Consider the following 24,417-nt stretch of genomic DNA (forward strand, 5'->3'; position numbering starts at 1 on the left):
AGGTCTCGTGAAAACGAAAAGATTCCTTCCCCTCATAGTCGCGGCCACCCTGATGCTGTCAGGGTGCGCCGGATTTGGGGGCATTAAACTCGACAGTGTGGGGAAACCCGACACCGTCACCTACCTCAAAGTAGCGCTCAATCAGACCACGGAACATCCTTCTTATAAGGCTTTGGAATTCTTCGGAAAAGAGTTTTCGAAAGCCACCGGAGGGCGCTACCAAATAGAGATATTTCCTAATGAGCAGCTCGGCTCTCAACAGGAAGTTCTCCAAATGGTGAAATCCGGGGCGATAGAAATGGCGATTGTTTCGGGAACCCAGTTGGAAAACGTCAATAAAGATTTCCAAGTTCTCGACATGCCGACCACTTTTACCTCGATTGACCAACAAATTGCGGTTTTGAAAGACCGTGAGATTGTCGGAAAACTATTTGAATCGTTGGAGAAAAGAGACAACATCACCGTTTTAGGTGGATATACTCAAGGCTCCCGCAATGTCTATACCACCGATAGGGTCATCAAGACCCCCGCCGATTTGAAGGGGCTAAAAATTCGGGTGCAAGAATCCGATATGCATATTCGGATGATTGAACTCATGGGTGGTTCAGCCACTCCGCTGTCTTATGGTGAGGTTTATTCTGCCTTGCAGGCCGGTGTCTTAGATGGCGCAGAAAACAATGCTGTTTCGTATAACACGGCTAAACACATGGAAGTCGCGAATCATTATGCTTACACCAATCACCTTATCGGTTTGGACTACATGATTCTGCGTGCCGACCTGTTTCGGGCCGTGCCTGAAAAAGATCGCAACCTATTGATTGAAAAGTGGAATGATTCCATGGATTTCCATACCAAACTCTGGATTGATTACACGAAAGAATCCGAAGAAATCGCGAAAGAACACGGTGCGGAGTTTAATGAAGTCGATTCCGAGGCTTTCTTTAATGCGCTCCAACCTATTAAAGACCAGTTCGTGGTGACGCCTTACCAAAAGGAGCTCTACGCCAAGATTCGCGCGGTGGCTGACGAACTGGAGGCGGGCACTAAGGCCGCGACCGAGACGACCCAGTCGCCCGCATCCACCCAGTCGCCTGCTCCCGTGGCGGCCACAACCGCACCCAGTCCCACCCAGTCAGGAGGACAATCATGAAACTACTGGTAAATGGTCTCTGTAAAGCGTTGGCGGTGGTCTGCGCAGCGCTGTTTACGATCCTCGTCCTCACCACGGTCTGGCAGGTTTTCTCCCGTCTCGTGCTGAATTCCCCCGTGACCTGGTCAGAAGAGCTTGCGAAAGTCGTGTTCGTGTGGCTTTCTTTCCTGGGAGCCTCCCTGGTCTACGGGTCTCGTGGCCACATGGCCGTGGAGATGCTGGCGCGTCGTTTCCCCGACAAAGGCGAGCGATTCTTCGGAATCTGGACCCACGTTGTCGGGCTGTTCTTCGGACTTTTCGTGCTGGTCTATGGCGGGTTCAAAGCCGCCTTGAACGCCTGGACCCAAAACTTGACGGCTCTGCCATTGAACATCGGGTCAATCTACCTGGTAATCCCGCTTGCGGGAGTGTGCATCAGCCTGTTTGCGTTGAACTACATTAAAGAGATTTCCCGCCACGAGACGAGCGCTTTCCCCGTCCCCGAAGCGGAACTCGAAGCCGCGAAAGGCCAAGAAATCGCCGAAGAGGCGCTCGAAACTGAGGCTGAACTGGTAGATGCCGCGGCCCCGACGAAGGAGGTCGAGAAATGACACCCACCGCTGTTGCCGGATTGATTCTCCTCATCGGAATCATCGCCCTCATCTCTTCCTCGGTTCCCATCGCGATTGCCATCGGGGTTCCGACCGTTATCGCGGCCATCGCCGTCATGGCTCCCGATGTGGCGGCCATGTCCATTGCTCAGCGCATGTTTACCGGCGTGAACTCGTTTTCGCTCCTGGCAATTCCGTTCTTCATTTTGGCGGGCGTCTTAATGAACTCCGGCGGGATTGCTGCCAGACTGATTGATGCCGCCAAAGTCTTGGTGGGACGGATGCCCGCTTCGATGGCACAAACGAATATCGTCGCCAACGCCATGTTCGGCGCTGTCTCCGGAGCGGCGGTTGCGGCCGCTTCCGCCATCGGGACGATTATGCAGCCGCGCATGGAAAAGGAAGGCTACTCCAAGTCCTACGCGGCGGCAGTCAATATCGCCTCCGCGCCTTCGGGAATGCTCATCCCTCCGTCCAACACCTTCATCGTGTACTCCCTCGTATCCTCGACCTCGATTGCGGCGTTGTTCATGGCCGGAGTTGGGCCGGGGCTGCTCTGGGTGGTGGCCTGTCTCGTGGTGGCTCTCATCATGTTCCGCAAGGAGAATGTCCGGCGCGAAGTGGAACACCCGGGTTTGAAACTGACCTTGGTGACCCTGTGGCGCGCGGTGCCTTCCTTGTTCATGATTTTCCTCGTCATCGGCGGGATTATCTTGGGCGGGTTCCCCGCCACCGAGTCCTCCGCTATCGCGGTGGTCTACTGTCTCGTGTTGGGCTTCATCTATCGGAACTTGAAAGTGAAAGACCTTCCGAAGATTCTCGTGACCGCAACCGAAACCACCTCCGTGGTGATGCTCCTTGTGGCAGTATCTTCCGGCCTGTCCTGGGTCATGGCTTTTGCGCGAATCCCCACTCTGATCACGGACTTGCTCCTCGGAATCACCGACTCCAAGACGGGTATCTTGATTATCATCATGGTGATTTTGCTCATCGTCGGCACCTTCATGGATCCGACTCCGGCCATCCTGATTTTTGTCCCCATCTTCCTCCCAATCGTGACTGACCTCGGGGTTGATCCGGTGCATTTCGGGGCGATGGTGGTCATGAACCTGTCGGTTGGGGTGATTACTCCGCCGGTCGGCAACGTTCTCTTCGTGGGTTCCAAAGTGGCGGGACTGCGCATCGAACCGGTGGTGGCGAAACTGTGGCCGTTCATGATCGGGATCATTTTGACCCTCTTCGTGGTGGTCTTCGTCCCCCAGATTTCGCTGTGGCTGCCGACCGTGGCCGGTTTGGTGTAAGGGAGGCTACGGATTACGGCAACGCCGCCCAAATGGCATAGTCTTGCAGGTATGTCAACAAGCGATTCCGTGCCTGTAATTAGCGACTGCGCAAGCGAGGCGCCGAAGGGTAACCCCCAAGCGCTCACCCGCGGGCTCACCCACCGGCAAGTCTCCATGATTGGCCTCTCCGGAGCGCTCGGAACGGGATTGTTCCTTGGCTCCGGATCGGTCATCGCCTATGCGGGGCCAGCCACCATAATCTCCTACCTGATTGCGGGATCCTTCGCACTGGCGGTCGTGTGGGCCTTGGCCGAGATGGTTTCGACCCATCCGGTTGCGGGCGGACACGGAACCGTCGCCGCGTCTTACTTGGGGCGGCGCGGCGGCTACGTGGCGCGCTGGAATTTCGCGATTCAATCCCTGGTCGCGGTCGGCGCGGAAGTCACCGCCACCGCGACCTACATCCGCTACTGGTTCCCGGAAGTCCCCCTGTGGGCTGGAGCCATCGGCTGCGCGGCGCTCATTATGGCCTTTAATGCCTTCTCGGTGCACCTCTACGGGTCTTCGGAATATTGGTTTTCGATGATTAAAGTGGTGGCGGCCGTGGCCTTCATTCTCCTCGGATTGGCGCTTATCCTCGGGATGGTTCCGGGGCGGGCCCCAATTGGGTGGGGGAACTTGACGGCCCACGGTGGCTTCCTGCCGCACGGGATTCTCGGGGTTTTAGCCGCTTCCTGTATGGCAGTTTTCTCCTTTGGAGGAATCGAAAACGTCTCCTCCACGGCCGCGGAGTCCGAAAATCCGCGGCGCGACATTCCCCAAGCGGCCCAGGCCATGATTTGGCGTATCGTCATCTTCTATCTGGCTGCCGTCACGGTGGTGTTGGCGCTCCAGCCGTGGACCAAAACCGCCGCTCAAGGCGGAACCATCGAGGAATCGCCCTTCGTGCGAGCCTTGGCCTTGTCCGGAGTGGGCCCCGCGGCTCACGTCATGAACGCGATTCTGATTGTGGCGGCTCTCTCTGCCGCGAATGGCTGTCTCTACGCCGCTACCCGCATGATTCACGCTCTCGCCGTTGAAGGCCAAGCCCCACGAATCGCGGGGAAACTTTCCGCGAATGGAACCCCGCGTGGAGCCGTGGTGGTGTCGCTTTTCGGGGTGGGGATTGCTGCCGTCTTGTCCATCACCGCTCCCGACAGCGCTTTCATGATTCTCCTGGGGGCGACGACAGTAGCCATCTTGATCACTTGGTGTCTCGTCATGGCGACCCACCTGAAATTCCGCCGCGACCGCGCCGCCGCCAGTTTGCCGCTGGCGAAGCGGCGCCTGTGGGGCGCGCCGGTGGTCAACATAGCGGTTATTGCGGCTTGCGTGGCGATTTTCGTGGCTTTGTTTTGGCTCATGCCGCTCGCACCCTTGGCGGGGATTCCGTATGTGGCGGCGTTGCTCGGGTCATACGAGTTGTTGAACCGAATTCGCAATCTGCCCGCGCCCCGCGACTTGCTGGCCGAAGAGCTCGCTGCCGCTACCGAAGAAAAGGAACGTTGATGGAATTCGAAGAACTATTGCAGGCTCGCTATTCAGTAAGGGCCTTCCTCGAAAAACCGGTTTCTCCGGAGGTTTTGGACGCGGTCTTGGATGAAGCGCGGCACTGCGCGTCTTGGTCAAACACTCGCGGCTACGTGTTGGCAGTGGCCACAGGGGAGCGCCTCGAGCGGATTCGGGCGGATTACTTGCGGATTTGGGATGAATCTTTGGGGCTCCGGCGCGGCCAGCCGCTGGCCTTTGTGAAAGCGGTCTGGCGTGGGAAACTTCCGAGCGCTGACTTCAAGACTTGGCGGGAATATCCCCCCGAGCTGCGGGCGCGCCAGGTCGCTAACGGAAAACGGTTCTATAAACATCTCGGAATCGAACGGGGAGACCGTGAAGCGCGGGAGGCGCAGCAGCGGGATAATTTGAAACTTTTCGGCGCGCCGGTGGGGATTTTCGTTTTCGTCCACCAGAAAATGCTGCCGTTTTCCGCCCAGGACGCGGGGGTGATGCTCGGGACATTGATGCTGTCGGCAGCAAACCGCGGGCTCGGGACACTCGCAATCGGGACGCTCGCAACCTGGCGCTCGCCGGTTGACCAGGAGTTCGAGATTCCCAAGGATTACGCGATGATTACCGGTCTTGCCTTGGGCTATCCCGATGCAGATGCGCCCATCAACGCCTATCGAGCCGAACATCCGCCCCTCACTTTGGCTCGTCCTCGGCAATAGTTAGCGCGGGTGGTGACTCCAAGCGTTTCCTCCGCGCTTTCTCTGAGGGGCCAGGTGGAGATTCGAAACGTGTTGCCCCGCGGGAATGAAGCTGGGGTCCGCCCATTTCCTAGACGATGATCGTTCGGATTAGATTAGCGTTTCGCGGCGCGTTTGGCAGTGTCAGAGATTTTCCAGGCCAACTCGAACTCCACCAAAGCCCGTTTTAATTTCGAGCCATAGGCATATTCTCCGAGGTCAACAAGTTGCAACCGCTCCGCGGCGAGCCGCAGCGTCCTCTTCGGGATCTTCCGGCGGGGTTTCGCCACGAACTGCTGCGCCTCACTCCCCAGCTCCTTCACCTCTTCCAACACCGCCACCTTCACTTCGGAAAACTGTGGCGCGGACGCCGATGGAACCACCCGATGACACGGCACCACCAGAGCTATCGGGTTGGTAGCGCAGGCCGATGCCGCTGCCCGAACCGCCTTCGGCTCACGAATCCGCCTTGCCAAGCTGGCGTAACTGATGACCTCACCGCGGCGCGTGCGCAACAAAGCCTCGCGGACGCTTTCTCGGAAGTCCGAGTCCAGAGGATACAGCAGGTCAAGTTGATATCGCCACGCGTTCTGATCTCCAACCTCCCAATCTTCCAAGGCGGATGCGAAAGGCTCGAACATGGGGTCGGGCGGAGTGGTGGAAGAACAAATCGGTTCCGCTAGGGAGTCAGCAAGGTGTTTAGCAAGGGCCTCGCCGTATTCGCCGCGAGCGCCTTGTTGAACCGCCAACTCCCCTCGAGGCACCCACCGCAGCAAACGAAGAGAATAGTCCTCGATTTCAACCTCGATGACATGGGAATCTATCACCGGATGGCCGGTTCGCAAAGAAAAAACGGCTCGCAATCGAAACTCCTTCAACAGGGCGCTATCAAACCCATTTTTGCACCTTTTCAATAACCGACCTAAACTAAGCCATATAAAAGCATGATGGAGGCGCAACCAACATCAGTAACTTCCGAAAAGCAGGGGAACCCCAAGGGTGGCCGGAAGTGAAAGGGGCGGTTGCCGAGGGTGCGGATTCTTCCCCAGGAGCCAAGCCCGGGCGGGCGAAAAATATTCGTCCGACTGTCGCGATTGCGGAGAGCTATCATGACGCATACACACGTATGGGGTCATGGAACATGGCCCCTTTTCTAGTGGCCGGTTCAAGCGAAAGTTGTTAGCAACGATTGAAAGGACCGATGATGAAAAAGTTATTTGGCACGCTCGCACTTCTAGCTGGAGCGATTTCTCTAGCCGCCTGTGGTTCAGGTTCGGTGGATTCTCTGAAGACCGGCGAGGCTTCGCCTTCCGGGGAGACTTCGTCCGCGGCTAAAGCAGGGGGGTCCGGAGTGGAGGACGGGGTTTTCACCGTCGCCATGGAAGCCGCCTATGCCCCCTACAACTGGGCACAACCCGATGATGCCAACGGAGCAGTCAAAATCAAGGGCGCGGAACTCTATGCCAATGGCTACGACGTTATGACCGCCAAGGAGATTGCGGACGCGAACGGGTGGAAACTCGAGATTGTCCAGCTCGAATGGGATTCCCTGATTCCCGCAGTCCAGGCTGGAACCGTGGATGCGACCATTGCGGGCCAGTCCATGACGAAGGAACGTGAAAAGACCGTGGACTTTGCCGGCCCGTATCTTTATGCGAATATTGTGGCGCTCACCAAGGCGGACTCCAAGTTTGCGGGCGCTAAAGGGCTTGCTGACCTCGCGGGTGGCAAGGCAACGAGCCAGTCCGGTACCGTGTGGTACGACACTTTGATCCCCCAGATTAAGGACGTGGACAAGCAGCCTCCGGCGGCTTCCGCTCCCGCCATGTTGATGGCGCTGGAAACCGGTCAGGTGGACTACGTGGTGACGGATATGCCGACCGCACAGGGCGCATTAATCGCCTATCCGGATATGAAGATTCTCGACTTCTCCAGTGGCGACGATAACTTCAAGGCTTCCGACGAGGACGTGAATATCGGCATCGCTATCCGCAAGGGAAACACCGAGTTGAAGGATGGCATCAACGCGGTCTTGAAAGACAAGACGGCCGAGGACTTCAACAAGCTCATGGAACAGGCTGCGAAAATCCAACCCCTCCAAAAATGAGTCATGGGGACGTGCTTTTTGACTCATTTTCAAAACCATCATCCAGTCATCAAGCACGTCCCTTGCTGACTTTCGCCGGGCACCACTTGAAAGAAGAAAATATGCTGTTACAACTGTGGCGAGATATCCTCGCGTTGCTCAATGATTACGGCGGAATTTACCTCCAAGGTATCGCCAACACGCTTATTCTCGCCACCATTGCAACCTTTCTCGGGTGCATTATCGGCTTCGCATGCGGGATTCTCAACACCATCCCGCACGCGAAAACCGACCCGCTCGCCAAGCGCTTCCTCCTCGCCCTTATCCGCGTCATCATCCGGATCTATGTCGAGGTTTTCCGCGGCACCCCAATGATTCTCCAGGCCGTGTTCATCTACTACGGCCTGCCGTATTTCACGAACAATGCGCTACAGTTCCAATCCATGTGGGGCGTGTCGATTTTCGTCGTCTCCATCAACACCGGCGCCTATATTGCCGAGTCAGTCCGCGGCGGCATCATCAGCGTTGACCCGGGACAAACCGAGGGGGCTCGCGCCATCGGCATGACCCACTTCCAGACGATGCTCTACGTGATTTTGCCCCAAGCGCTACGTAATCTTCTCCCGCAAATCGGGAACAACTTCATCATCAACATCAAAGACACCTCGGTCATGTTCATCATCGGTTTCGCCGAGTTTTTCTCGGTTCACAAGATGGTGTCCGGAGCGATATACCAATACTTCCCCTCGGCAACAATCGAGATGGTCGGGTATTTGACACTCACGCTGTTGTCCTCTTTCTTGTTGCGGAAACTCGAGCATGCTATTGACGGCGCGGACAATTATGAACTCGTTCCGGGAGCCGAAGCGGATGCGGACTTCGAACTCATTAATGAAGACCAACTCGTCATGGCCGCCGGCAACTACACCTATTCTGAACCGAAGAAAGGCGCGAAATGACCGAGGAGATTATTACCATCAAACACCTCTCCAAGAGTTTCGGGACCCACGAAGTTTTGAAAGACATCGATTTTTCGGTTCGTTCGGGGGATGTGACCTCGATAATCGGGGCCTCCGGGTCGGGGAAGTCAACCTTGTTGCGCTGCATCAACATGCTTGAGCCAGCGACTTCGGGCGAAATCTTGTACCACGGAAAATCCATCCACGACCGCTCGGTTAACCAGGCGAAATACCGCTCTAAGGTGGGGATGGTTTTCCAGTCCTTCAATCTGTTCAACAATATGACGGTCTTGAAGAACTGCATGATTGGCCAGATGAAAGTCCTGGGTCGGTCGCGGGGCGAAGCCGAGGAAAAGGCTCGCGAGTACCTCGACAAAGTCGGGATGTTGCCTTTTATCAATGCCCGCCCCCGCCAGCTAAGCGGTGGTCAGAAGCAGCGCGTCGCCATCTCGCGAGCCCTCGCGATGGATCCCGAGGTGTTGCTCTTTGATGAACCCACCTCCGCTCTCGACCCGGAAATGGTTGGTGAGGTCATCGGGGTAATGAAACAGCTCGCCGCCGAGGGCATGACGATGCTCGTCGTCACCCACGAGATGAGTTTCGCCCGTACCGTCAGTAAAAACGTCGTCTTCATGGCCGACGGAGTAATCGAAGAACAAGGTGCTCCCGATGATATCTTCGAAAATCCCCAGCGCGAACGCACCCGCGACTTCCTCGCCCGCTACCTGTGATTGATTTAAAGAATTCATTAAGGGATTGCTGAATTCGAAGGGGCTATTTTGCAATCGCTGGCCGGTTTTGAAAAAATAAGGGGTTCCCGAACTCAAGTTCGGGAACCCCCAATCGTATTTCGCAAATCAACTCGCTACAGGGAAACGAGATTATCACGAAGGCGTTTATTACTCGGATTTCTTTCCGGTAAGAGCCATGTAAATTCCAATCAAGATAATCGCGAAGATAACAGCGACAATCCACTGAATCCAAGGAATTCCACCATTAGCATTGCCGTATCCAAGCAGTCCCAAAACCCATCCGGCGAGACCGGCTCCAACAGCGCCGATGATGATAGTAACCACGATTCCCATCGGTTCCTTGCCCTTGCGGAAAAGTCGAGCCAAGGCCCCGATAATCGCGCCAACTACGATAATGCCAATTATGTGTCCCATAATCTCCCTTTCGTTGAGTGCCCCTGCCTTCGGGCGCGCGTGGCGCATTCAAAGCCAAACACACAAGTTGTATTACCAAAAAACACGTTATCACAATGCAGGAGACGATACCTAGCCGAATAGCGCAATTTCACTTAGAGAGAAGAATCATATAATCGGGAATAAATTATCAAAAAATATTGTTAACCACATCGGTTGAGAAAGAAGGAAACCGTGTCGAAGAACCTCAATAATATATCAGCTATGTCAAAACTACAGCGCAACATTATTCTTTTCACTTGCGCCATCTCCATCTTCATAACCCAGGTAGACTTCACGGGCCTGAACGTGACGCTGCCTCGCATCCAAAGCGAACTTGGAGCCTCCACTTCCGAACTGCAGTGGATTGGCGATATCTATACGGTGGTCATCGCTTCGCTCATCATGCTGACCGCCTCACTGGGAGACAAATTTGGCCGTAAGCGAGTCCTCCTCATCGGGGTGTCCATCTTCGGTCTGGCTTCGCTCGCTGGTGCTTTGGCCCCCAACCCGACCTGGCTGATTTTGGCCCGCGCCTTCCAAGGGCTCGGCTCCGCCATGATGCCGGCCATCGCGCTCGCCATCATCAACAACGTTTTCCTCGACCCCGGCGAGCGGGCGCGCGCAGTCGGAGTGTGGGGAACCATGATTGGTCTCGGGGCCGCCGCCGGTCCGGTAATCGGCGGATTACTGTCCTGGATTGCCGGCTGGCAGGGGATTTTCTGGCTCAATGTGCCCCTGTCGGTGCTGGGCTTGGTGGCGATTGTCATCAGCGTGCCGGAGTCGCGCGCCGCCAAGTCGCGTCCGATTGACTGGCCGGGACAGGCCTTGATGCTCGTGGGCTTGGGGTCGATGACCTACGCGATTATTGCGCTCGGTGAGGGCAAGACTGACGTCTTGACCTGGGCGTTGTTGGTCGCGGGCATCCTCGCCCTCGTGGCCTTCGTCTTGGTGGAGGCGATAGTGAAATTCCCCATGGTGGACCTGAAATTCTTCCGCTCCATTCCTTTCGCAACCGCCGGCTTGTTGGCTTTCCTATTCTTCTTCACCTACGCGGGATTCATGTTCATCGCTACGCTCCTGTTGCAAGAGCCAGCCCCCGGCTTAGCCTTCACGCCGCTGGTGGCGGGCTTGCTGATGGTGCCCCTGGCCTTGGCAAACGCGGCCGGTTCCTCGATTTCGGGACGAACCCTAGAAAAAACCGGTAATCGCGTGCCGCTGCTGGTGGGGGCGGCCCTGCAGTTGGTGTTGGCTCTATTGCTGCTGGCTTTGCCGTTGGCTGGGAGCGGTGACAGCGCCACGGCGGCGATTCTGGCGCTCTTCCTGGTGGCATCAGTCCTGATGGGAGCCTCAGTGGGCTTAGCAAACCCCGCATTGATCACGACCGCTCTAAGTGGGATGCCTAAAGACCAGTCCGGTGTGGCCGGCGCGACGGTGTCCATTTTCCGGCAAACCGGCTTGACAATCGGCGTCGCAGTTCTGGGCGCGATTATGAACTTCGGAACCCGCGCCCGCGGCGAATCCATTGCCGTCGCTGCCCAGCCCGGATGGTGGCTGGTGGCGCTGATTGCGATTGTGGCCGCCTTGCTGGCCATTTTTGCCACGACCCGTCACGCTCTGGCGACCCAGCAAGCGGCTACCGCAAGTTTTGCAGGCGAGCCGTCTGAGGTCTAGGCGGGTTCTCCGCGGTTTTGGTGTCCTTCCGAAAATATCCCGATAATGAGCAAGTGGAGCAAAGGAAAGACACCTTCCGCGGCGCCCAGCACGGTTTTGAGTTTTGTTGGCCGCGTTGATGATGGCGCGGGGAACCTCGTTTATATTCAGCAAGCATCTCCTCGAAACCAGGGGATCGTTCAATGTTCTAGCCGTGCGTTTCGGGGTCGCTTTCCTCATCCTCGCGGTGGTGGGAGTCGGCTTGCTGACAGTTCCCGGCGGAAAACTCTCGGTAGGACTGCTGGTGGCGCTCGGCGGAGCAGTGAGCTACGCGGCGACGATTATTATCACGGACCGTTTGACCGATACCCCCGAAGAGGGGCTTGCTATCGGTGTGATTCAACTCGGAGCGCTGGCGCTTCTCGCCGGCCTAGCCAGCGCGATTTGGCAAATCCCGCATCTGCCAGCGACCGGATCCCAGTGGGGGATGATGGCGATGCTGATTTTGGTGTGTACGATTTTCGGCTTCACCTTCCAGCCGGTCGCCCAATCTCGGGTCTCCGCGGAAATCACCGGTTTGATGGCCGCCTTGAATCCCGCAGTTGCCGCCGTTCTCGGAGCCGTGGTCCTCCACGAAGTTTTTGGCTGGCTCGGGCTGCTCGGTATCGGGCTTATCCTGGTGGCGATTATACTTCCGGCGCTCCCCGAATCGCGCGAAGAGCCGCGCGATGCACCGCGAGCCTGATTTCGGCTCGGCACTTGCGAGTCAGCCCCACAAACGCTAGACAGAAAACACAATCAAATAAACACCGTAAAGTCGCGGCTTATTCCTGAAAACTGGGGCAAATCGCCCTCTGAGAACTCCCTTGCTGGCACGGGCTCGAAGCGCTTATATTGGCCTTATGAATAAAGAAACTCAAACTGTTACAGACGCTAAAGAACTTGCTGATGCCCTTGAAAGTGGCGCGAAAGACATTACTATCGAGGGGGTCATCAAAGGCTCTCCTTCGATTACCCTCCCCGAGGGCGTGACCCTGCACGGAGCGAAGGGAGACAGCTCCGACGGCTTCGAATTCCTCGCCAAAGGCTTGCGCCTCACCAAGGACAACTCCCTAGAAAACCTGACGGTTAAAACCCTCGACTACGAGCAGGCAATCTACAACTCCCTCGAAATCACCGACGCCGGCACTTTGCGGTTGCGGAACGTCACGACCGTCGGTCAGGTTTATCTCGTAGCGGAAGGCGCGGTAAAGCATATCCGCGTCGAAGCTGACGGGGTCAAGGTGCTCTCCGCTGACCTGCGCGGGCGAGCCGAGCAGCCTCACGGTTACGGCGTTGACGTCCTCCAAGGTGGCTTCACCTTGTGGAATCGCCAGCCCGATCCGGCTGCGACTTTTAGTGCGACTTTGCGCGGAATCAGCGTCGGCACCGAGGAAACTCCGGTGCGCGGATCCGGTGTTTTCTTGGCTGGCTACGCCGACCGCGAGGGCAAACTCACGGGCGGGGCTTTTACCGCGGATTTGGTTGAAACCGGAACGATTGTGACCGATGGTGGGATTGCTCCCGGGACTCCGGACAAAATCACTGGCGGGGTTTTCGTGGTCTCTGGAGCGAAAGTCGAGCGGGTCGAAAACTCTGGACCGGTAACGACCCACGGACAAAATGACATGGTGCTTGACCTCTGGGGCGAGACCCCGCACTGGGTGGCGAACGCGCCTATCACCTCGACGGGTCCGTCCGGGATTGGTTTCGTGAACTTCGGGGACATGGGGGCGTTGGAAGTAAACGCGCCGATAGTCACGAACGGGCTCGGAGCGCGCGGTTTCAACGTCTATGACGGGACTTTGCAATCCGCCAAGTTTGAGTCGATTACGACCCACGGGGACGGCGCAATCGGTATCCAGATTTCCCGTCCGGTAGGCGCGGTTGCCGTGACCGGCGATGTCACGACCACCGGTGGCGAGGGCTTGAGCCTCGTCAAAGGCGTCCAGACCGTCTTGAAGGCTTCCGCGGTGAGCATCAAGCCCGGCGCGGTCGTGGACGCGCTCGGGATTCACGGGAAGATCTCAACTGAGGGAGAAGGGCTCGCGAGCTTCGAGATTCTCGAAGGCGCAACCGTCCACGAGCTGCACCTTGGTGAAGTGGAAGCCCACGGCGCCGACTCGATCCCGACCAGGCTGGAGGGAACCGTGCAACAGCAGTAGCCTGGGGGCGTTGGGCGGTGGCGGCTCGCTCCCCGACGGGCTTTGATACCGGTAGACTAAACTCGCCGGTATCTAAAGCGAGGAGACAATCATGATTTCACTGACCACCCCCAATGTGGAAGGCCACCAAATTATTGAATACAAAGGCATTGTCTTTGGTGAGGTCATCCAGGGTGTTGACGTCATCAAAGACTTCGCCGCGGGGCTCACGAACTTTTTCGGCGGTCGCTCCGGCTCCTACGAAGGCGAACTCCTGCAGGCGCGCAGTAACGCCATCGCGGAGATGGAACAGCGCGCCGCCGGTCTGGGAGCCAATGCGGTTGTCGGTGTGGATATCGACTACGAAGTGTTGGGGACCGGCGGAAACATGCTGATGGTAACGGCTTCGGGAACTGCCGTAGTCGTCCAGTAAGTTGGCCGGTCGCCATTGAGAATCGTGTGGCAGCGTACCTGAATAACCACACCGGCGGGGATTTTTGGGGAGGCCAAATTGTAAATTCGCAGGTAGAAGCAATCCTGCCTGTTTTATGCTATATTGCCAGGATAGGGTTGTGGTTATTCGGGTCACCCATGTGGTTATTCAGGTAACCGAAACTCTTTAACCTGCCCTTAACCTCACTCGGGTATCATGCGGACATGAATGAAACGAAAACGATTCTCTTTGCCTGCCGCCAAAACGCGGGTCGCTCTCAGATGGCGGCGGCGATAGCGCGGAAACTTGCCCCTGAGTCGATGGAAATACTTTCCGCCGGGACCGAGCCCGCCTCCGAAATCCATTCCGAGGTGGTCGTGGCTCTTGCTGAAATCGGACTCGAGCCTTTCGCCCCAAACCCGCGGGTATTAGAGCCCGAAGACGTGAAACGCTCGGACTGGGTCGTGACCATGGGGTGCGGGGAAGCCTGTCCGGTTTTCCCCGGTAAACACTACCTGGATTGGGAAGTTGGGGATCCTGCTGGGAAAACTCTCGAGGAAGTGCGAGCTATCCGCGATGACATCGAAGATCGGGTGCGACAACTGCTAGCGGATTTGGGTTAGCGCTTTTTCCGCCCGCCGGTTCCAAACGGGGTTTTTCGCTGGGAAGCGGGGATAGAATTCCGGTGTTAGGAAACCGATAGGGGGAAGCATGCTTTCTTATTATGTGGCGGGAAATCCAGAAAAACCGCTGGTGGTCCTGGTCCATGGGGTTTGTGACGCGTCCACCACCTGGGTAGACACCATCAATCACCTCAAGTCCGACTACCTCGTTATCGCCCTTGATTCTCTCGGCCACGGAACCTCGCCTCGCTACCAGCCCGCGGAGTTGCCCGAACCAGCCGTGGCGGGGGAGCGAGAGCTGGAAGAAACCCTGGAATTCCTGGAGGAGACCTACGGGAAAACCGTGGCGGTGGTGGCTCATTCGATGGGGGCAGCCATGGTTTCGGAACTCTCGACAAGGAGACCTGACCTGTTTCGCGGGCTGATTCTGGAAGATCCTGCCTGGCTCAGTGACACTCAAAAGCAGGGCTATCTTGACCGGCGTCACGACCAGGTAGAACTCAGTCAAATGTGGCGCGGGGATCCCCTGCAGACACTGGCGGGAAACCTGGAGTTGCGTCCCCATTGGAATGCGGCCTCCCACTTCGGGTGGGCTTTTGCCAAAGCCTTGGTGGATCCGGCATTGCTGGAGGTGGGAATAGTGAGTTTCACCCGCCCGTGGCAAGAAGTCGCCGCGGAGTTGAGCGTCCCGACAACGGTGATAACCTCGGATACTGACGAGGTTCTGGTGGGTCTTGACGGCGCCAAAACTATCCGTGAAGTGGGTAATCCTGCCTTGAAAGTCGAGATTATCCCTGGTCAAGATCATGCCCTGCGACTCGGCGCGCCCCAAGCCTTCTTCGCCGTCCTAGATCGCGACCTCGCGACTTTTCCCGCTTTCGCCTAACTCACCCGCTAACCAAACCGGACACCAACCGCCTGGTAGGTTTTAAAGCTAGCAGGAGAACATACTGGTAGAGTGATATTTACCAAACCTTTACTCGTCTCAAAATGTGAAATTAAGGGAGATTGGTGTCCGGAATTGGTAAAACTCGGGAAGGAGGACTTCAATAATGGCCCAGGAAGTGTCAGAGCCCGAGAATAATCCCCCGGGCGAGGGGAAAACCCTGAACCGAAAAATCCTCTCGCTCGCCGTGCCATCGCTGGGTTCACTGCTCGCCGAGCCCCTGATGGTTGTCGCCGATTCGGCGATGATCGGCCATGTCGGGACCACCGAACTTGCCGGCCTCACCCTAGCCTCTTCCATCAACGTTTTCATTGTGGGACTCTGTATTTTCCTGGTCTATACCACGACCGCGGTGGCCTCCCGCCAACTCGGTGCGGGAGACCGGAGGGGTGCGGTCAAAACGGGCGTGGACGGCGCGTGGCTCGGTTTGCTGGTCGGGATGGTTATCGCTGTGGTTCTCGCGGTGGGTGCGGCGCCGATTGTCGGTCTTTTCGGGGCGAGTCCAGCAGTCACCTTCCAAGGGGCGGCTTATTTGCGCGCCGCGGCGCCGTCCATGGTCGGCATGATGCTCGTTTTGGCAGGCACCGGAGCCATGCGCGGGCAACTCGATGCCCGCACGCCTTTGGTGATCTCCCTGACCGGCGCGATCGCCAACGTAGCCCTCAACGCCGCGCTCATCTTCGGGGCGGGACTCGGAGTAACGGGCGCAGGTCTCGGGACGAGCCTCGCGTCGCTGGGAATGGGCGTGGCTTTTGGAGTGAAAATCATCAAGGGGGCTCTCGGCGCGCGGGTGTCTCTTCGCCCCGAATTCTGGGCTATATTCGGTGCCCTCAAAGGTGGTATTCCCTTGATGATTCGCACCCTGACCATGCAAATCGTGATTCTCGCCACCCTGTGGGTCGCGGCCTCCCAGGGTGAAGTCGAGGTCGCCGGACGCCAGATTGCCGCGACTACCTGGACCATTGCCGCGAACCTCCACGACGCCATCGCGATTGCGACCCAGGCACTCATTGGCTTCGAACTAGGGCGAGCCGACCGACCCGCGGTTCGTGCCCTCATCAAGCGCACCTCGGCTTGGGGGATCGGGCTTGGGATCATCCTCGGTCTGGTAATCGCGGGGACGAGCCTTTGGTGGCCCTGGGTTTTCACGAGCGACCCTGCCGTCCTTGAAGCCGCCACGCTGGCGCTCGCAGTTTCAGCAGTTTTCCAACCGCTTGCTGGTATCGTCTTTGTTTTCGACGGCATCCTCATCGGGGCCAATGACACCTGGTATCTGGCGCTGGCTGGGCTCGTGAACCTCGCGGTCTATGTCCCCGCGCTCGTGGCAGTCTGGCGTTTTGCCGGTTCGGGCGCGACCGGGCTGGCCTGGCTGTGGGGATGCTATTGCGGGGTTTTCTTCCTCGCCCGCCTCGCGACCCTCGGCCGGCGAATCCGGCAGGACACGTGGATGCGTCTGACGTAGGTTGTCGTTTTTCTGAATAATTTCAGTGCTCCGGCTTCCTTCCCGTCTTCCCCCCAAGTGGGACAATAGCTCGGTGAATACCGTGCGAGAAGAGAAGAATGAGAAATCAAAATTCCATGTCAACTGGGCTAACCTAGCGGTTTATGCCGTCATTATCGCAGTTTGTCTCGCTACGGCTGTTGGAGTCTACAAGTTCTTCATCGGAAACGAACTCTTGCCGGTTGCTTACTCTGTTGGGGTGGGGGTTGCCCTCATTGTCTACGCTGTCTTGGCGATTCGTTCTATGGAACGCATCAAAGGCCACGCCATTTGGGGCCTTGACGTGGGATTTGGTACTTTGACCGGATTATTTCTCGCTGTTTCCCGCAGCATTTTCGAGGCTCAGAGCTTTGCTGACCGCGCCATGTTTTGGGTCTGGTGTCTTGTCTCTCTGCCGCTCATCAGTTCCTATGTGGGAATTCGGACGAAGCGTAACGATCTTTCCCAGCATACCAAGGACGTAGAATAGGCTCGTGTGGATATTTCAATTTCACGAGACGGGCTGTAAGGCGGTATTCAAGAAGTTCGCGCCTCAACAAGCCCTTTTGGAAGACGCGATCACTCACGCTCTCAACGCACAACTCGAAACCGATTTTGTGAAAACAAAACTCGCGAGCCGCCGTACTTTCGAAGGCCTGAAAGTCTATGAATGCCGCGTCAACACCGGAAAACTCCCCGCTCTGCGCGTCGCTTTCACCGTCCGAGATCGCACCGTAACCGTGGTTTATCTCAGCAACCACATCCAAAAATCCGACTTCACCCACGAAATCGAGGCGTTCCTAAAGTGAAACAAGTCCCCTTGAAACAAGGCGAAACGATGCTTTATGCTGTAGCACAAAGGCGAGCCGGAGCGGTAACCTTGTTGACCTGGAAAAAGGATCGCTCGGTGAGCGTGAGCGCGAGGGAAACCGAGATAACTCTTGTTGAATCCGGCTATGAGCACCTCGAGAAAACCTTCACGAGTCCCCACGACCTGAAACCGGCTCTGCGCGAGGCCTGCAGGCGTGAATTCCCGCGCTCCAATCGGCTTTACGTGGCTCAAGATACTTGAAACCCGAGATAGCAGCCACATTCCCAGCGCCAGTTTTTCAGTGACCTACTTGGCGGTTTCTCCTCCGGTGGCTTACCTTTGTCTTGAGTCACACCACAGATGAGGTCTCGCTACGTCACCAGACGTGCTGCCCAAAGGCTACCAAAGGAGAACGAGTGAGATAACAGATACTAAACCGTCACGGTGACGCTGGTGTATTCGCTTTACAATCTCCTGCTCTGTATCTCGGGCGTCCTCATTGGGGCGATTGTCTCGCGGGTGAATCCGCGAATCCTCATGTATGTCGGCTTGTTTTTGTTCGCCTCGGGGTGGATTGTGACTGGCTGGGGCGTGATGGTCGGCTCTTTCGCGCTGTTTGTCTTGGGATTCGGTTTCCTGTGGGGAATCGGCGACGGCATGTTGTACAACTTCAACGTCACCAAAACCTTGAAGTTCTTCCCTGACCGCAAGGGATTCGCGTCTGGGCTGATGCTCGGGGGTGCGGCCATCGGACCGGTCTTTACTGCGCCGCTTGCGAACGCATTAAATGCCTCGGTGGGAATTGCCCAGGCCTGCATCATCATCGGTTTTATCTACATGGGTCTCATGTTCCTTATCGGCTGGATTGTCCAAACCCCGCCCGCGGGCTACCGACCTCGGGGATGGCGCCCGCCCGCTTCGAGGCCGGGTTCACCCACCGCTGGAACTATCGACAAAAACTGGAAACAGATGCTTGGCACCCCGATCTTTTGGATGCTGATTTTGATCTTCATGATCGCCTATACGCCGGCAATGCTGATGTTGGCGAACGGGGCAAAAATCGGCGCGGTTCAGGGCGGACTCGACTCTTCTCAGCAAGTGCTTGCCATCTCTTTGTTGGCTGTTTTCAACCTCCTCGGTCGGCTCTCTTTCGGGGCGCTGTCCGATAAAACCGAGCGCTACCAGACTCAATTTCTTGCCTTGGCAATCCTCTTGGTGACCGTCATCATCATCGCCAATCTGAACACCCCGATCCCGTTCATGATTGCAGTTTGCTCCATCGGAGCCTGCGGCGGTGCGGTTTTGGTCATGTTCCCGCCTATAACCTCCGACAACTTCGGGGTGAAGCACTCCGTTTTGAACTACGCCATCATGTTTGTAGCCTACTCCACTGCTTCACTCCTCGGCCCCCAACTAATGGGGATTTTGCTGAAAAGGACGAAAACGGGACAGTGATTTCCTATTCCGGGGTCTTCCCGCCGATTGCCGCTCTCGTCGTGTTGGGCTGCCTGCTGATTGTGGCAGTATCGTTAATGAGTAAGCGAGACCGGAGCCTCCCCACGATGGTCTGAGCTTTGGAGCGCCCAGTTGGCGGCGTCTCCTTTTGACACCGACCGCGCTAACGTGAGTTTGCAAAGGCGGGGGAAATCCGGTAATTTAGAGCCTCGGTGCTTCGTGCTCCTAGAGCCTAAGCGCGGATATTGTGAAGTCTAAACAAGAAGTGAGTTTCGACGTGGTTTATGCAATCGTCAAGGCCGGCGGCCGACAGGAGAAAGTCTCTGTCGGTGATGAATTGCTGGTTGAAAAAATTGAAAAGGCAGCGGGGGAAACGATTGAGTTGCCGGCAATCCTCCTGGTTGACGGAGGGAAGGTGACTTCCAAGGCTGCGGATGTGGCCAAGGTGAAGGTCTCCGCGAAGGTTCTCGGCCCGGCTAAGGGTCCGAAGATTTCCATCGTGAAATACAAGAACAAGACGGGTTACCGCAAGCGTCAAGGACATCGCCAGCCGCTGACCCGTATTGAAATTACTGGAATCAAGTAGGGGGTTCAACAATGGCACATAAAAAAGGTCTGGGTTCTTCCCACAACGGGCGAGATTCGAACGCCCAGCGCCTCGGCGTGAAGCGTTTCGGCGGCCAGATGGTCAACGCTGGTGAGATTTTGGTGCGTCAAAACGGCACCCACTACCACCCCGGCTTCAACGTCGGCATCGGTAAGGACGACACCTTGTTCGCCTTGAAGGCTGGCGCGGTCGAGTTCGGTCGCCACCGCGATCGTCGCATCATCTCTGTCAAGGAAACCGCCTCGGCGTGAGTTTTCCGTAAACGTCAGCAAAGGGGGCTCCTCCGAGCCCTCTTTGCTTTTAACGCCCAAAAATGAGTCATGGGGACGTGCTTTTTGACTCATTTTAAAGCCCACAAGAAAGCGAGGAATCTTGGTCAGTTTCGTTGATTACGTCAAGCTGTTTGCTCAGGCCGGCGACGGCGGGAACGGATGCGCCTCGATTCGTCGCGAAAAATTCAAACCTCTTGCTGGGCCCGACGGGGGAGCGGGCGGCCACGGAGGATCGATTATTCTGCGGGTAGATCCTCAGGTCACCACCTTGCTGGAGTTCCACCACCGTCCCCACGTCCGCGCTGAAAACGGGGCTGCCGGAGCTGGTGACTATCGGGATGGCCGTCGCGGGGAGGACCTCGTTTTGAGTGTTCCCCAAGGGACGGTGGTAACTCGGGAAAACGGGGAGTTTCTGGCCGACCTCAACTCCCCGGACGCTGAATTCTTGGTGGCTCGCGGGGGAGTCGGGGGACTCGGCAACTTCGGCTTGGCTTCCTCAAAGCGTAAAGCCCCCGGCTTCGCTTTGCTGGGCGAGCCAGGCGAAGAACACACTGTCATCCTGGAGCTAAAGTCCGTGGCGGACGTGGCCTTGGTGGGGTTCCCTTCAGCAGGGAAGTCGTCACTGGTGGCGGCGCTTTCGGCGGCGCGCCCGAAGATTGCCGACTATCCGTTTACGACGCTGGTACCGAATCTCGCTGTGGTTGACAATCCGGTGGCGCGGTTCACCTTGGCGGATGTGCCGGGGCTTATTCCCGGGGCGGCCGAGGGTAAAGGTCTCGGGCTCGATTTCCTGCGCCACATCGAGCGCTGTTCCGTTATCGCCCACGTGGTTGACCTGGCAGCCTGGGAACCGCAGCGCGACCCGATTTCCGATATTCGTGCCCTCGAGAAGGAACTCGCCGCCTATGCTGCTGACCTCGATCGATACCGTCCCGGGCGCTCGTTTTTGCCGCCATTAATGGAGCGAACACGTGTCATCATTCTGAATAAAATCGATGTTCCCGATGGGCGGGAAATGGCAGAGGTTATGCGCGGGGAGCTCTCACGTCTCGGCTGGCCGATTTTCGAGGTATCTGCGGCCACCCATGAAGGATTGAAGGACCTGACTTTCGGGTTGGCAAACTTGGTGAAGGACTTCCGGAACTCTCTAACCGAATCCGGCACGGCCAGCGGGTCAGGGGCTATCGAACGTCCAGTGCTGCGCCCGACTCCCAAACCAGCTCGCGGGGAAAAACCTTACACTGTTATCCCAATCCAAATCGAGGGTGGAACCGGCTACGAGGTTCGCGGCGAACAGGTGGAACGCTGGGTGAAACAGACGGATTTCACGAACGATGAGGCTGTCGGCTATCTCGCTGACCGGCTGGCGAATGCCGGAGTGGAGGATGACCTGCTGAAAGCGGGAGCAAGCGCCGGAGACACGGTGGTGATTGGTGATCTTGAGACCGGAGTGATTTTCGATTGGGAGCCGACCCTGCAAGCCGGAGCCGAGCTCTTGGGGGCACGCGGGACTGACTCGCGACTCTACGAGCCCACCCGCCGCTCTAACCAGCAGCGACGCATCGATTACCACGCTTGGATGGATGCCAAGCAGCGGGCGCGCGAGGAGCTTGCCGCCGAAAAAGAGTCCGGAATTTGGGATGATCCGGGTCACGAGTGAAATACGTGGAGAAGATTTCGACACGAACCCCTCGAAAATCGGCTTTCGTGTCGATTTTCTCACCACCTATTCCCGTCCTACCCCACCGTTATTCCAAAATTCCTAGAAACGCTAAACTGGAACCGTGACCACAGTAGTAAAAATCGGCTCCAGCTCACTGACTCGGCCCGACGGATTCCTGGACCTTAACCGCATTGACGAGGTCTCTCGTCTCCTTGCTGAGGAGGTAAAACACGGCGAACATGTCGTCTTGGTTTCCTCCGGTGCCATCTCCGCTGGCTCCCAGCCGCTCGGTCGCACCGAACGTCCGAAAGACCTTGCCACCGCACAAGCGGTGGCTGCTGTCGGCCAAGGCCTCCTCATGTACCGCTGGACCCAAGCCCTGGCCTGGCAAGGGGTGGTGGCTGCCCAGATTCTTTTGTCGGCCGCGGAAGTCGTGGGACGGGCGCAATACAACAACGCCTGTCGCGCTTTGGAAAAACTCGAAGCCCTTGGAGTTATACCGGTCATAAATGAGAACGATGCGGTCGCGACAGACGAGGTTCGGTTCGGGGATAATGACCGGCTAGCCGCGATTGTGGCCCACATGGTGAAGGCGGAACGGCTGATTCTCTGCACGGATGTGGACGGGCTTTTCACGGCCCACCCCTCCAATCCGGAGGCGCTCCGCATTGCGGAAGTCCGCGGGCTAGAGGACCTCGAAGGCATCGACATCGGCCAAGTGGGCTCGCGATGGGGTACCGGAGGGATGCGCACTAAACTCTTGGCGGCACAGGTGGCTGCCTCAAACGGCACTGAAGTCACCCTGACCTCGACTAACCTTCTCGGAGAAGCGTTGGCGGGCGAGAAGGTCGGGACGGTATTCCGTGTCACCGGCAAGCGGCGCGGTTTGAAGCAACTCTGGTTGGCATACGCGGCGACAGCTCAGGGGCGATTGGTGCTTGATGACGGCGCCGCAAAGGCCATCACTGTAGGGAAGAAATCTCTCCTGGCAGCAGGCGTAACCGCTGTTGAGGGTGCTTTTGAGGCTGGAGAAGTGGTGGAGCTGACCGACCAATCCGGAGAAATCATTGCCAAGGGTGTCAGCGCTTATTCCTCGGCCCAAGTCAAGGCCATCATCAGCGGAAATCAAACCGACCTGGCTAAATCCGGACTCACCGACCTCGGCCCTGTCGTCCACCGCGACTACCTCGCCGAGACGCGATACTAGGAAAGCAATGCCTTCGACCCTACAGGGCGTAACCGTACATTTTTTGGAAACAAAATGAGTCAAAAAGCACGTCCCCATGACTCATTTGCTAGAGTTTGGCTATGGGAAAAGCGAATGAAAACTTGGGAAGCGCGGGAAGCTCGGGAAGCGTGACAGAAGTGGAGAGCCAGGTCCGAGAGATTGCCTCGCGGTCAAAGGTGGCGAGCCGCGCGATGCTGCAAGCCTCCGGAGCGAAGCTAAACGAGCTCTTGGAAACGATTGCGAGCGCGCTCGAAGCGAACGCCGAGGCAATCCTTGAAGCAAACGCTAAAGACCTCGAACGCGCGAAGGCTAACGACATGGCCCCGGGGCTCCAAGACCGACTCGCCCTCAACCCCGAGCGCGTCAAAGCCCTTGCCACTGCCACCCGCGAAATCAGGGCACTCAAAAGCCCCGTCGGCGAAATCCTGTGGGGGAGAACCCTCGAAAATGGCCTAAAAATCAAACAACTCCGCGTCCCAGTCGGGGTCGTAGCGATGATTTATGAGGCGCGCCCGAATGTCACTGTTGACGCCGCGGCCCTCGCGCTAAAAACCAATAACACGGTCATCCTCCGCGGGGGCTCGGCAGCGCGCGACACTAACCGCGAACTTGTGAAAATCATTCGCGACGCTCTAGTCTCCCAAGGCCTCCCCGAAGATGCCGTGACCTCCCTTGATGACATGGGCCACGAGGCCGTCGCAGCCGTCCTCACCCAGCGCGGCCTGGTTGACCTCGCGATTCCCCGCGGCGGGGCCAGCCTCATCCAGATGGTCGTTGACACCGCCAAAGTGCCGGTAATCGAGACCGGCGTTGGGAACTGCCACATCTACGTTGACCGGAGTGCCAAGCTTGATGACGCCGTGAACATTACGATGAACGCGAAGACCCAGCGGGTCGGGGTGTGCAATGCGGCAGAGACTCTACTGGTGCATCAAGAGGTTGCCCCGGAGTTTCTTTCAACTTTGCTTCCGGATCTGGCCGCGGCGGGGGTGCGGCTCCACGGAGACGACGCGACTGCAAAGGTAGCGACGGATTACAACGCCAGGGCGGCGACTAGTCTTCCGAGTGAAAAGAAGCGCGAATCCGGTTCAACAAAGGCCAGCGCGAACTCCGAGGCCCAAAACCTCGAAATCATCCCCGCCACCGAAGAGGACTGGGAAACGGAATACCTCGACTACGATCTCGCGATTCGGGTTGTCACTGACCTCGAGGAAGCGATTGACCACATCATCCGCTATTCCTCCGGACATACCGAAGCGGTTGTCGCCCAGGATGCCGCGGTGATTGAACGTTTCACCGCTGCGATTGATTCTGCGGTTGTCTCGGTTAACGCCTCTACGCGGTTTACCGACGGCGGAGTGTTCGGTTTCGGCGCGGAAATCGGGATTTCAACCCAAAAACTTCACGCGCGCGGCCCCATGGGGATGGAAGCGCTCACCACCCAGAAATCAATCGTCACTGGTCAAGGTCATATTCGCGACTAGCGGGTTCGCCAGACCGCAAAGCTCGTTTCACAGCCTTCGGTCCTAACC

Annotated in this window: 26 protein-coding genes and 1 riboswitch; of the genes, 24 read left to right on the forward strand and 2 right to left on the reverse strand. The window is 57.4% G+C overall.

The window, feature by feature from the left end; genetic code table 11:
• The first annotated feature begins 7 nt into the window (after positions 1–7).
• The 5 genes from FYJ63_RS04210 to FYJ63_RS04230 are packed head-to-tail and all read left to right on the forward strand — an operon-like array spanning position 8 to position 5,284.
• Positions 8–1,150 (forward strand): TRAP transporter substrate-binding protein, encoded by a 1,143-nt coding sequence (locus FYJ63_RS04210; RefSeq protein WP_338106819.1) that lies wholly within the window; start codon positions 8–10, stop codon positions 1,148–1,150.
• Positions 1,147–1,740 (forward strand): TRAP transporter small permease, encoded by a 594-nt coding sequence (locus FYJ63_RS04215; RefSeq protein WP_154544100.1) that lies wholly within the window; start codon positions 1,147–1,149, stop codon positions 1,738–1,740. The genes FYJ63_RS04210 and FYJ63_RS04215 overlap by 4 nt, the downstream gene beginning before the upstream one ends.
• Positions 1,737–3,041 (forward strand): TRAP transporter large permease, encoded by a 1,305-nt coding sequence (locus tag FYJ63_RS04220; protein ID WP_154544102.1) that lies wholly within the window; start codon positions 1,737–1,739, stop codon positions 3,039–3,041. Before FYJ63_RS04215 ends, FYJ63_RS04220 begins: the two co-directional genes overlap by 4 nt.
• 51 nt (positions 3,042–3,092) lie before the next feature.
• Positions 3,093–4,571 (forward strand): amino acid permease, encoded by a 1,479-nt coding sequence (locus tag FYJ63_RS04225; protein WP_229769959.1) that lies wholly within the window; start codon positions 3,093–3,095, stop codon positions 4,569–4,571.
• Positions 4,571–5,284, forward strand: a complete 714-nt coding sequence (locus FYJ63_RS04230; protein WP_154544104.1) for a nitroreductase — start codon at positions 4,571–4,573, stop codon at positions 5,282–5,284. Before FYJ63_RS04225 ends, FYJ63_RS04230 begins: the two co-directional genes overlap by 1 nt.
• Before the next feature lie 134 nt (positions 5,285–5,418).
• On the opposite strand, the gene FYJ63_RS04235 is transcribed toward FYJ63_RS04230, so the two are convergent.
• Positions 5,419–6,165, reverse strand: a complete 747-nt coding sequence (locus tag FYJ63_RS04235; RefSeq protein WP_229769960.1) for a methylated-DNA--[protein]-cysteine S-methyltransferase — start codon at positions 6,163–6,165, stop codon at positions 5,419–5,421.
• Positions 6,166–6,242: 77 nt separating this feature from the next.
• Positions 6,243–6,417: riboswitch (Lysine riboswitch) on the forward strand.
• 89 nt (positions 6,418–6,506) lie between these two features.
• Between FYJ63_RS04235 and FYJ63_RS04240 the strand changes: the two genes are divergently transcribed.
• The 3 genes from FYJ63_RS04240 to FYJ63_RS04250 all read left to right on the forward strand — a co-directional run bounded on the left by FYJ63_RS04240 (position 6,507) and on the right by FYJ63_RS04250 (position 9,078).
• The gene (locus FYJ63_RS04240; protein ID WP_229769961.1) at positions 6,507–7,409 is read left to right on the forward strand and encodes a transporter substrate-binding domain-containing protein; all 903 of its coding nucleotides are present in this window, start codon (positions 6,507–6,509) and stop codon (positions 7,407–7,409) included.
• 101 nt (positions 7,410–7,510) lie between these two features.
• Complete coding sequence (locus FYJ63_RS04245) at positions 7,511–8,347, forward strand: amino acid ABC transporter permease (protein WP_154544108.1); 837 nt, start codon at positions 7,511–7,513, stop codon at positions 8,345–8,347.
• Positions 8,344–9,078 (forward strand): amino acid ABC transporter ATP-binding protein, encoded by a 735-nt coding sequence (locus FYJ63_RS04250; protein ID WP_154544110.1) that lies wholly within the window; start codon positions 8,344–8,346, stop codon positions 9,076–9,078. The genes FYJ63_RS04245 and FYJ63_RS04250 overlap by 4 nt, the downstream gene beginning before the upstream one ends.
• A 168-nt stretch (positions 9,079–9,246) precedes the next feature.
• On the opposite strand, the gene FYJ63_RS04255 is transcribed toward FYJ63_RS04250, so the two are convergent.
• Complete coding sequence (locus tag FYJ63_RS04255) at positions 9,247–9,513, reverse strand: GlsB/YeaQ/YmgE family stress response membrane protein (protein WP_154544112.1); 267 nt, start codon at positions 9,511–9,513, stop codon at positions 9,247–9,249.
• A 243-nt stretch (positions 9,514–9,756) separates the two neighbouring features.
• On the opposite strand from FYJ63_RS04255, the gene FYJ63_RS04260 reads away from it, so the two are divergent.
• The 16 genes from FYJ63_RS04260 (at position 9,757) to FYJ63_RS04335 (ending at position 24,369) form a co-directional block, all read left to right on the forward strand.
• Positions 9,757–11,205 carry an MFS transporter gene (locus FYJ63_RS04260; RefSeq protein WP_154544114.1) on the forward strand — a complete coding sequence of 483 codons (1,449 nt, stop codon included), beginning with the start codon at positions 9,757–9,759 and terminating at the stop codon, positions 11,203–11,205.
• A 103-nt stretch (positions 11,206–11,308) separates the two neighbouring features.
• Positions 11,309–11,929, forward strand: a complete 621-nt coding sequence (locus FYJ63_RS04265; protein WP_154544116.1) for an EamA family transporter — start codon at positions 11,309–11,311, stop codon at positions 11,927–11,929.
• Positions 11,930–12,086: 157 nt separating this feature from the next.
• Complete coding sequence (locus tag FYJ63_RS04270) at positions 12,087–13,388, forward strand: hypothetical protein (protein WP_154544118.1); 1,302 nt, start codon at positions 12,087–12,089, stop codon at positions 13,386–13,388.
• 91 nt (positions 13,389–13,479) lie between these two features.
• Entirely contained in the window at positions 13,480–13,800 is a 321-nt protein-coding gene (locus FYJ63_RS04275; RefSeq protein ID WP_154544120.1) for a putative heavy metal-binding protein, read from the forward strand.
• Positions 13,801–14,024: 224 nt separating this feature from the next.
• Positions 14,025–14,423 carry an arsenate-mycothiol transferase ArsC gene (locus FYJ63_RS04280; RefSeq protein WP_154544122.1) on the forward strand — a complete coding sequence of 133 codons (399 nt, stop codon included), beginning with the start codon at positions 14,025–14,027 and terminating at the stop codon, positions 14,421–14,423.
• Between the two features lie 88 nt (positions 14,424–14,511).
• Positions 14,512–15,309 (forward strand): alpha/beta fold hydrolase, encoded by a 798-nt coding sequence (locus FYJ63_RS04285; RefSeq protein ID WP_154544124.1) that lies wholly within the window; start codon positions 14,512–14,514, stop codon positions 15,307–15,309.
• A gap of 166 nt (positions 15,310–15,475) precedes the next feature.
• On the forward strand, positions 15,476–16,831 hold the full coding sequence (locus tag FYJ63_RS04290; protein WP_154544126.1) for an MATE family efflux transporter: 1,356 nt from the start codon (positions 15,476–15,478) through the stop codon (positions 16,829–16,831).
• Positions 16,832–16,904: 73 nt separating this feature from the next.
• Complete coding sequence (locus FYJ63_RS04295; RefSeq protein WP_154544128.1) at positions 16,905–17,339, forward strand: hypothetical protein; 435 nt, start codon at positions 16,905–16,907, stop codon at positions 17,337–17,339.
• A 4-nt stretch (positions 17,340–17,343) separates the two neighbouring features.
• Positions 17,344–17,658 (forward strand): hypothetical protein, encoded by a 315-nt coding sequence (locus FYJ63_RS04300; RefSeq protein ID WP_154544130.1) that lies wholly within the window; start codon positions 17,344–17,346, stop codon positions 17,656–17,658.
• Between the two features lie 29 nt (positions 17,659–17,687).
• Complete coding sequence (locus tag FYJ63_RS04305) at positions 17,688–17,921, forward strand: hypothetical protein (protein ID WP_195839334.1); 234 nt, start codon at positions 17,688–17,690, stop codon at positions 17,919–17,921.
• Between the two features lie 183 nt (positions 17,922–18,104).
• Entirely contained in the window at positions 18,105–19,115 is a 1,011-nt protein-coding gene (locus FYJ63_RS04310; protein WP_154544134.1) for an MFS transporter, read from the forward strand.
• Between the two features lie 265 nt (positions 19,116–19,380).
• Complete coding sequence (gene rplU / locus FYJ63_RS04315; RefSeq protein WP_338106827.1) at positions 19,381–19,701, forward strand: 50S ribosomal protein L21; 321 nt, start codon at positions 19,381–19,383, stop codon at positions 19,699–19,701.
• Between the two features lie 11 nt (positions 19,702–19,712).
• Entirely contained in the window at positions 19,713–19,973 is a 261-nt protein-coding gene (gene rpmA / locus FYJ63_RS04320; protein ID WP_154544136.1) for a 50S ribosomal protein L27, read from the forward strand.
• Between the two features lie 121 nt (positions 19,974–20,094).
• Complete coding sequence (gene obgE, locus FYJ63_RS04325) at positions 20,095–21,654, forward strand: GTPase ObgE (protein ID WP_154544138.1); 1,560 nt, start codon at positions 20,095–20,097, stop codon at positions 21,652–21,654.
• A 124-nt stretch (positions 21,655–21,778) separates the two neighbouring features.
• Positions 21,779–22,864, forward strand: a complete 1,086-nt coding sequence (gene proB, locus FYJ63_RS04330; protein WP_287848046.1) for a glutamate 5-kinase — start codon at positions 21,779–21,781, stop codon at positions 22,862–22,864.
• 101 nt (positions 22,865–22,965) lie between these two features.
• The gene (locus FYJ63_RS04335; protein ID WP_154544140.1) at positions 22,966–24,369 is read left to right on the forward strand and encodes a glutamate-5-semialdehyde dehydrogenase; all 1,404 of its coding nucleotides are present in this window, start codon (positions 22,966–22,968) and stop codon (positions 24,367–24,369) included.
• The last annotated feature ends 48 nt before the right edge of the window (positions 24,370–24,417 follow it).

Source organism: Mobiluncus porci (assembly GCF_009695935.1).
Taxonomy (GTDB): Bacteria; Actinomycetota; Actinomycetes; order Actinomycetales; family Actinomycetaceae; genus Mobiluncus; species Mobiluncus porci.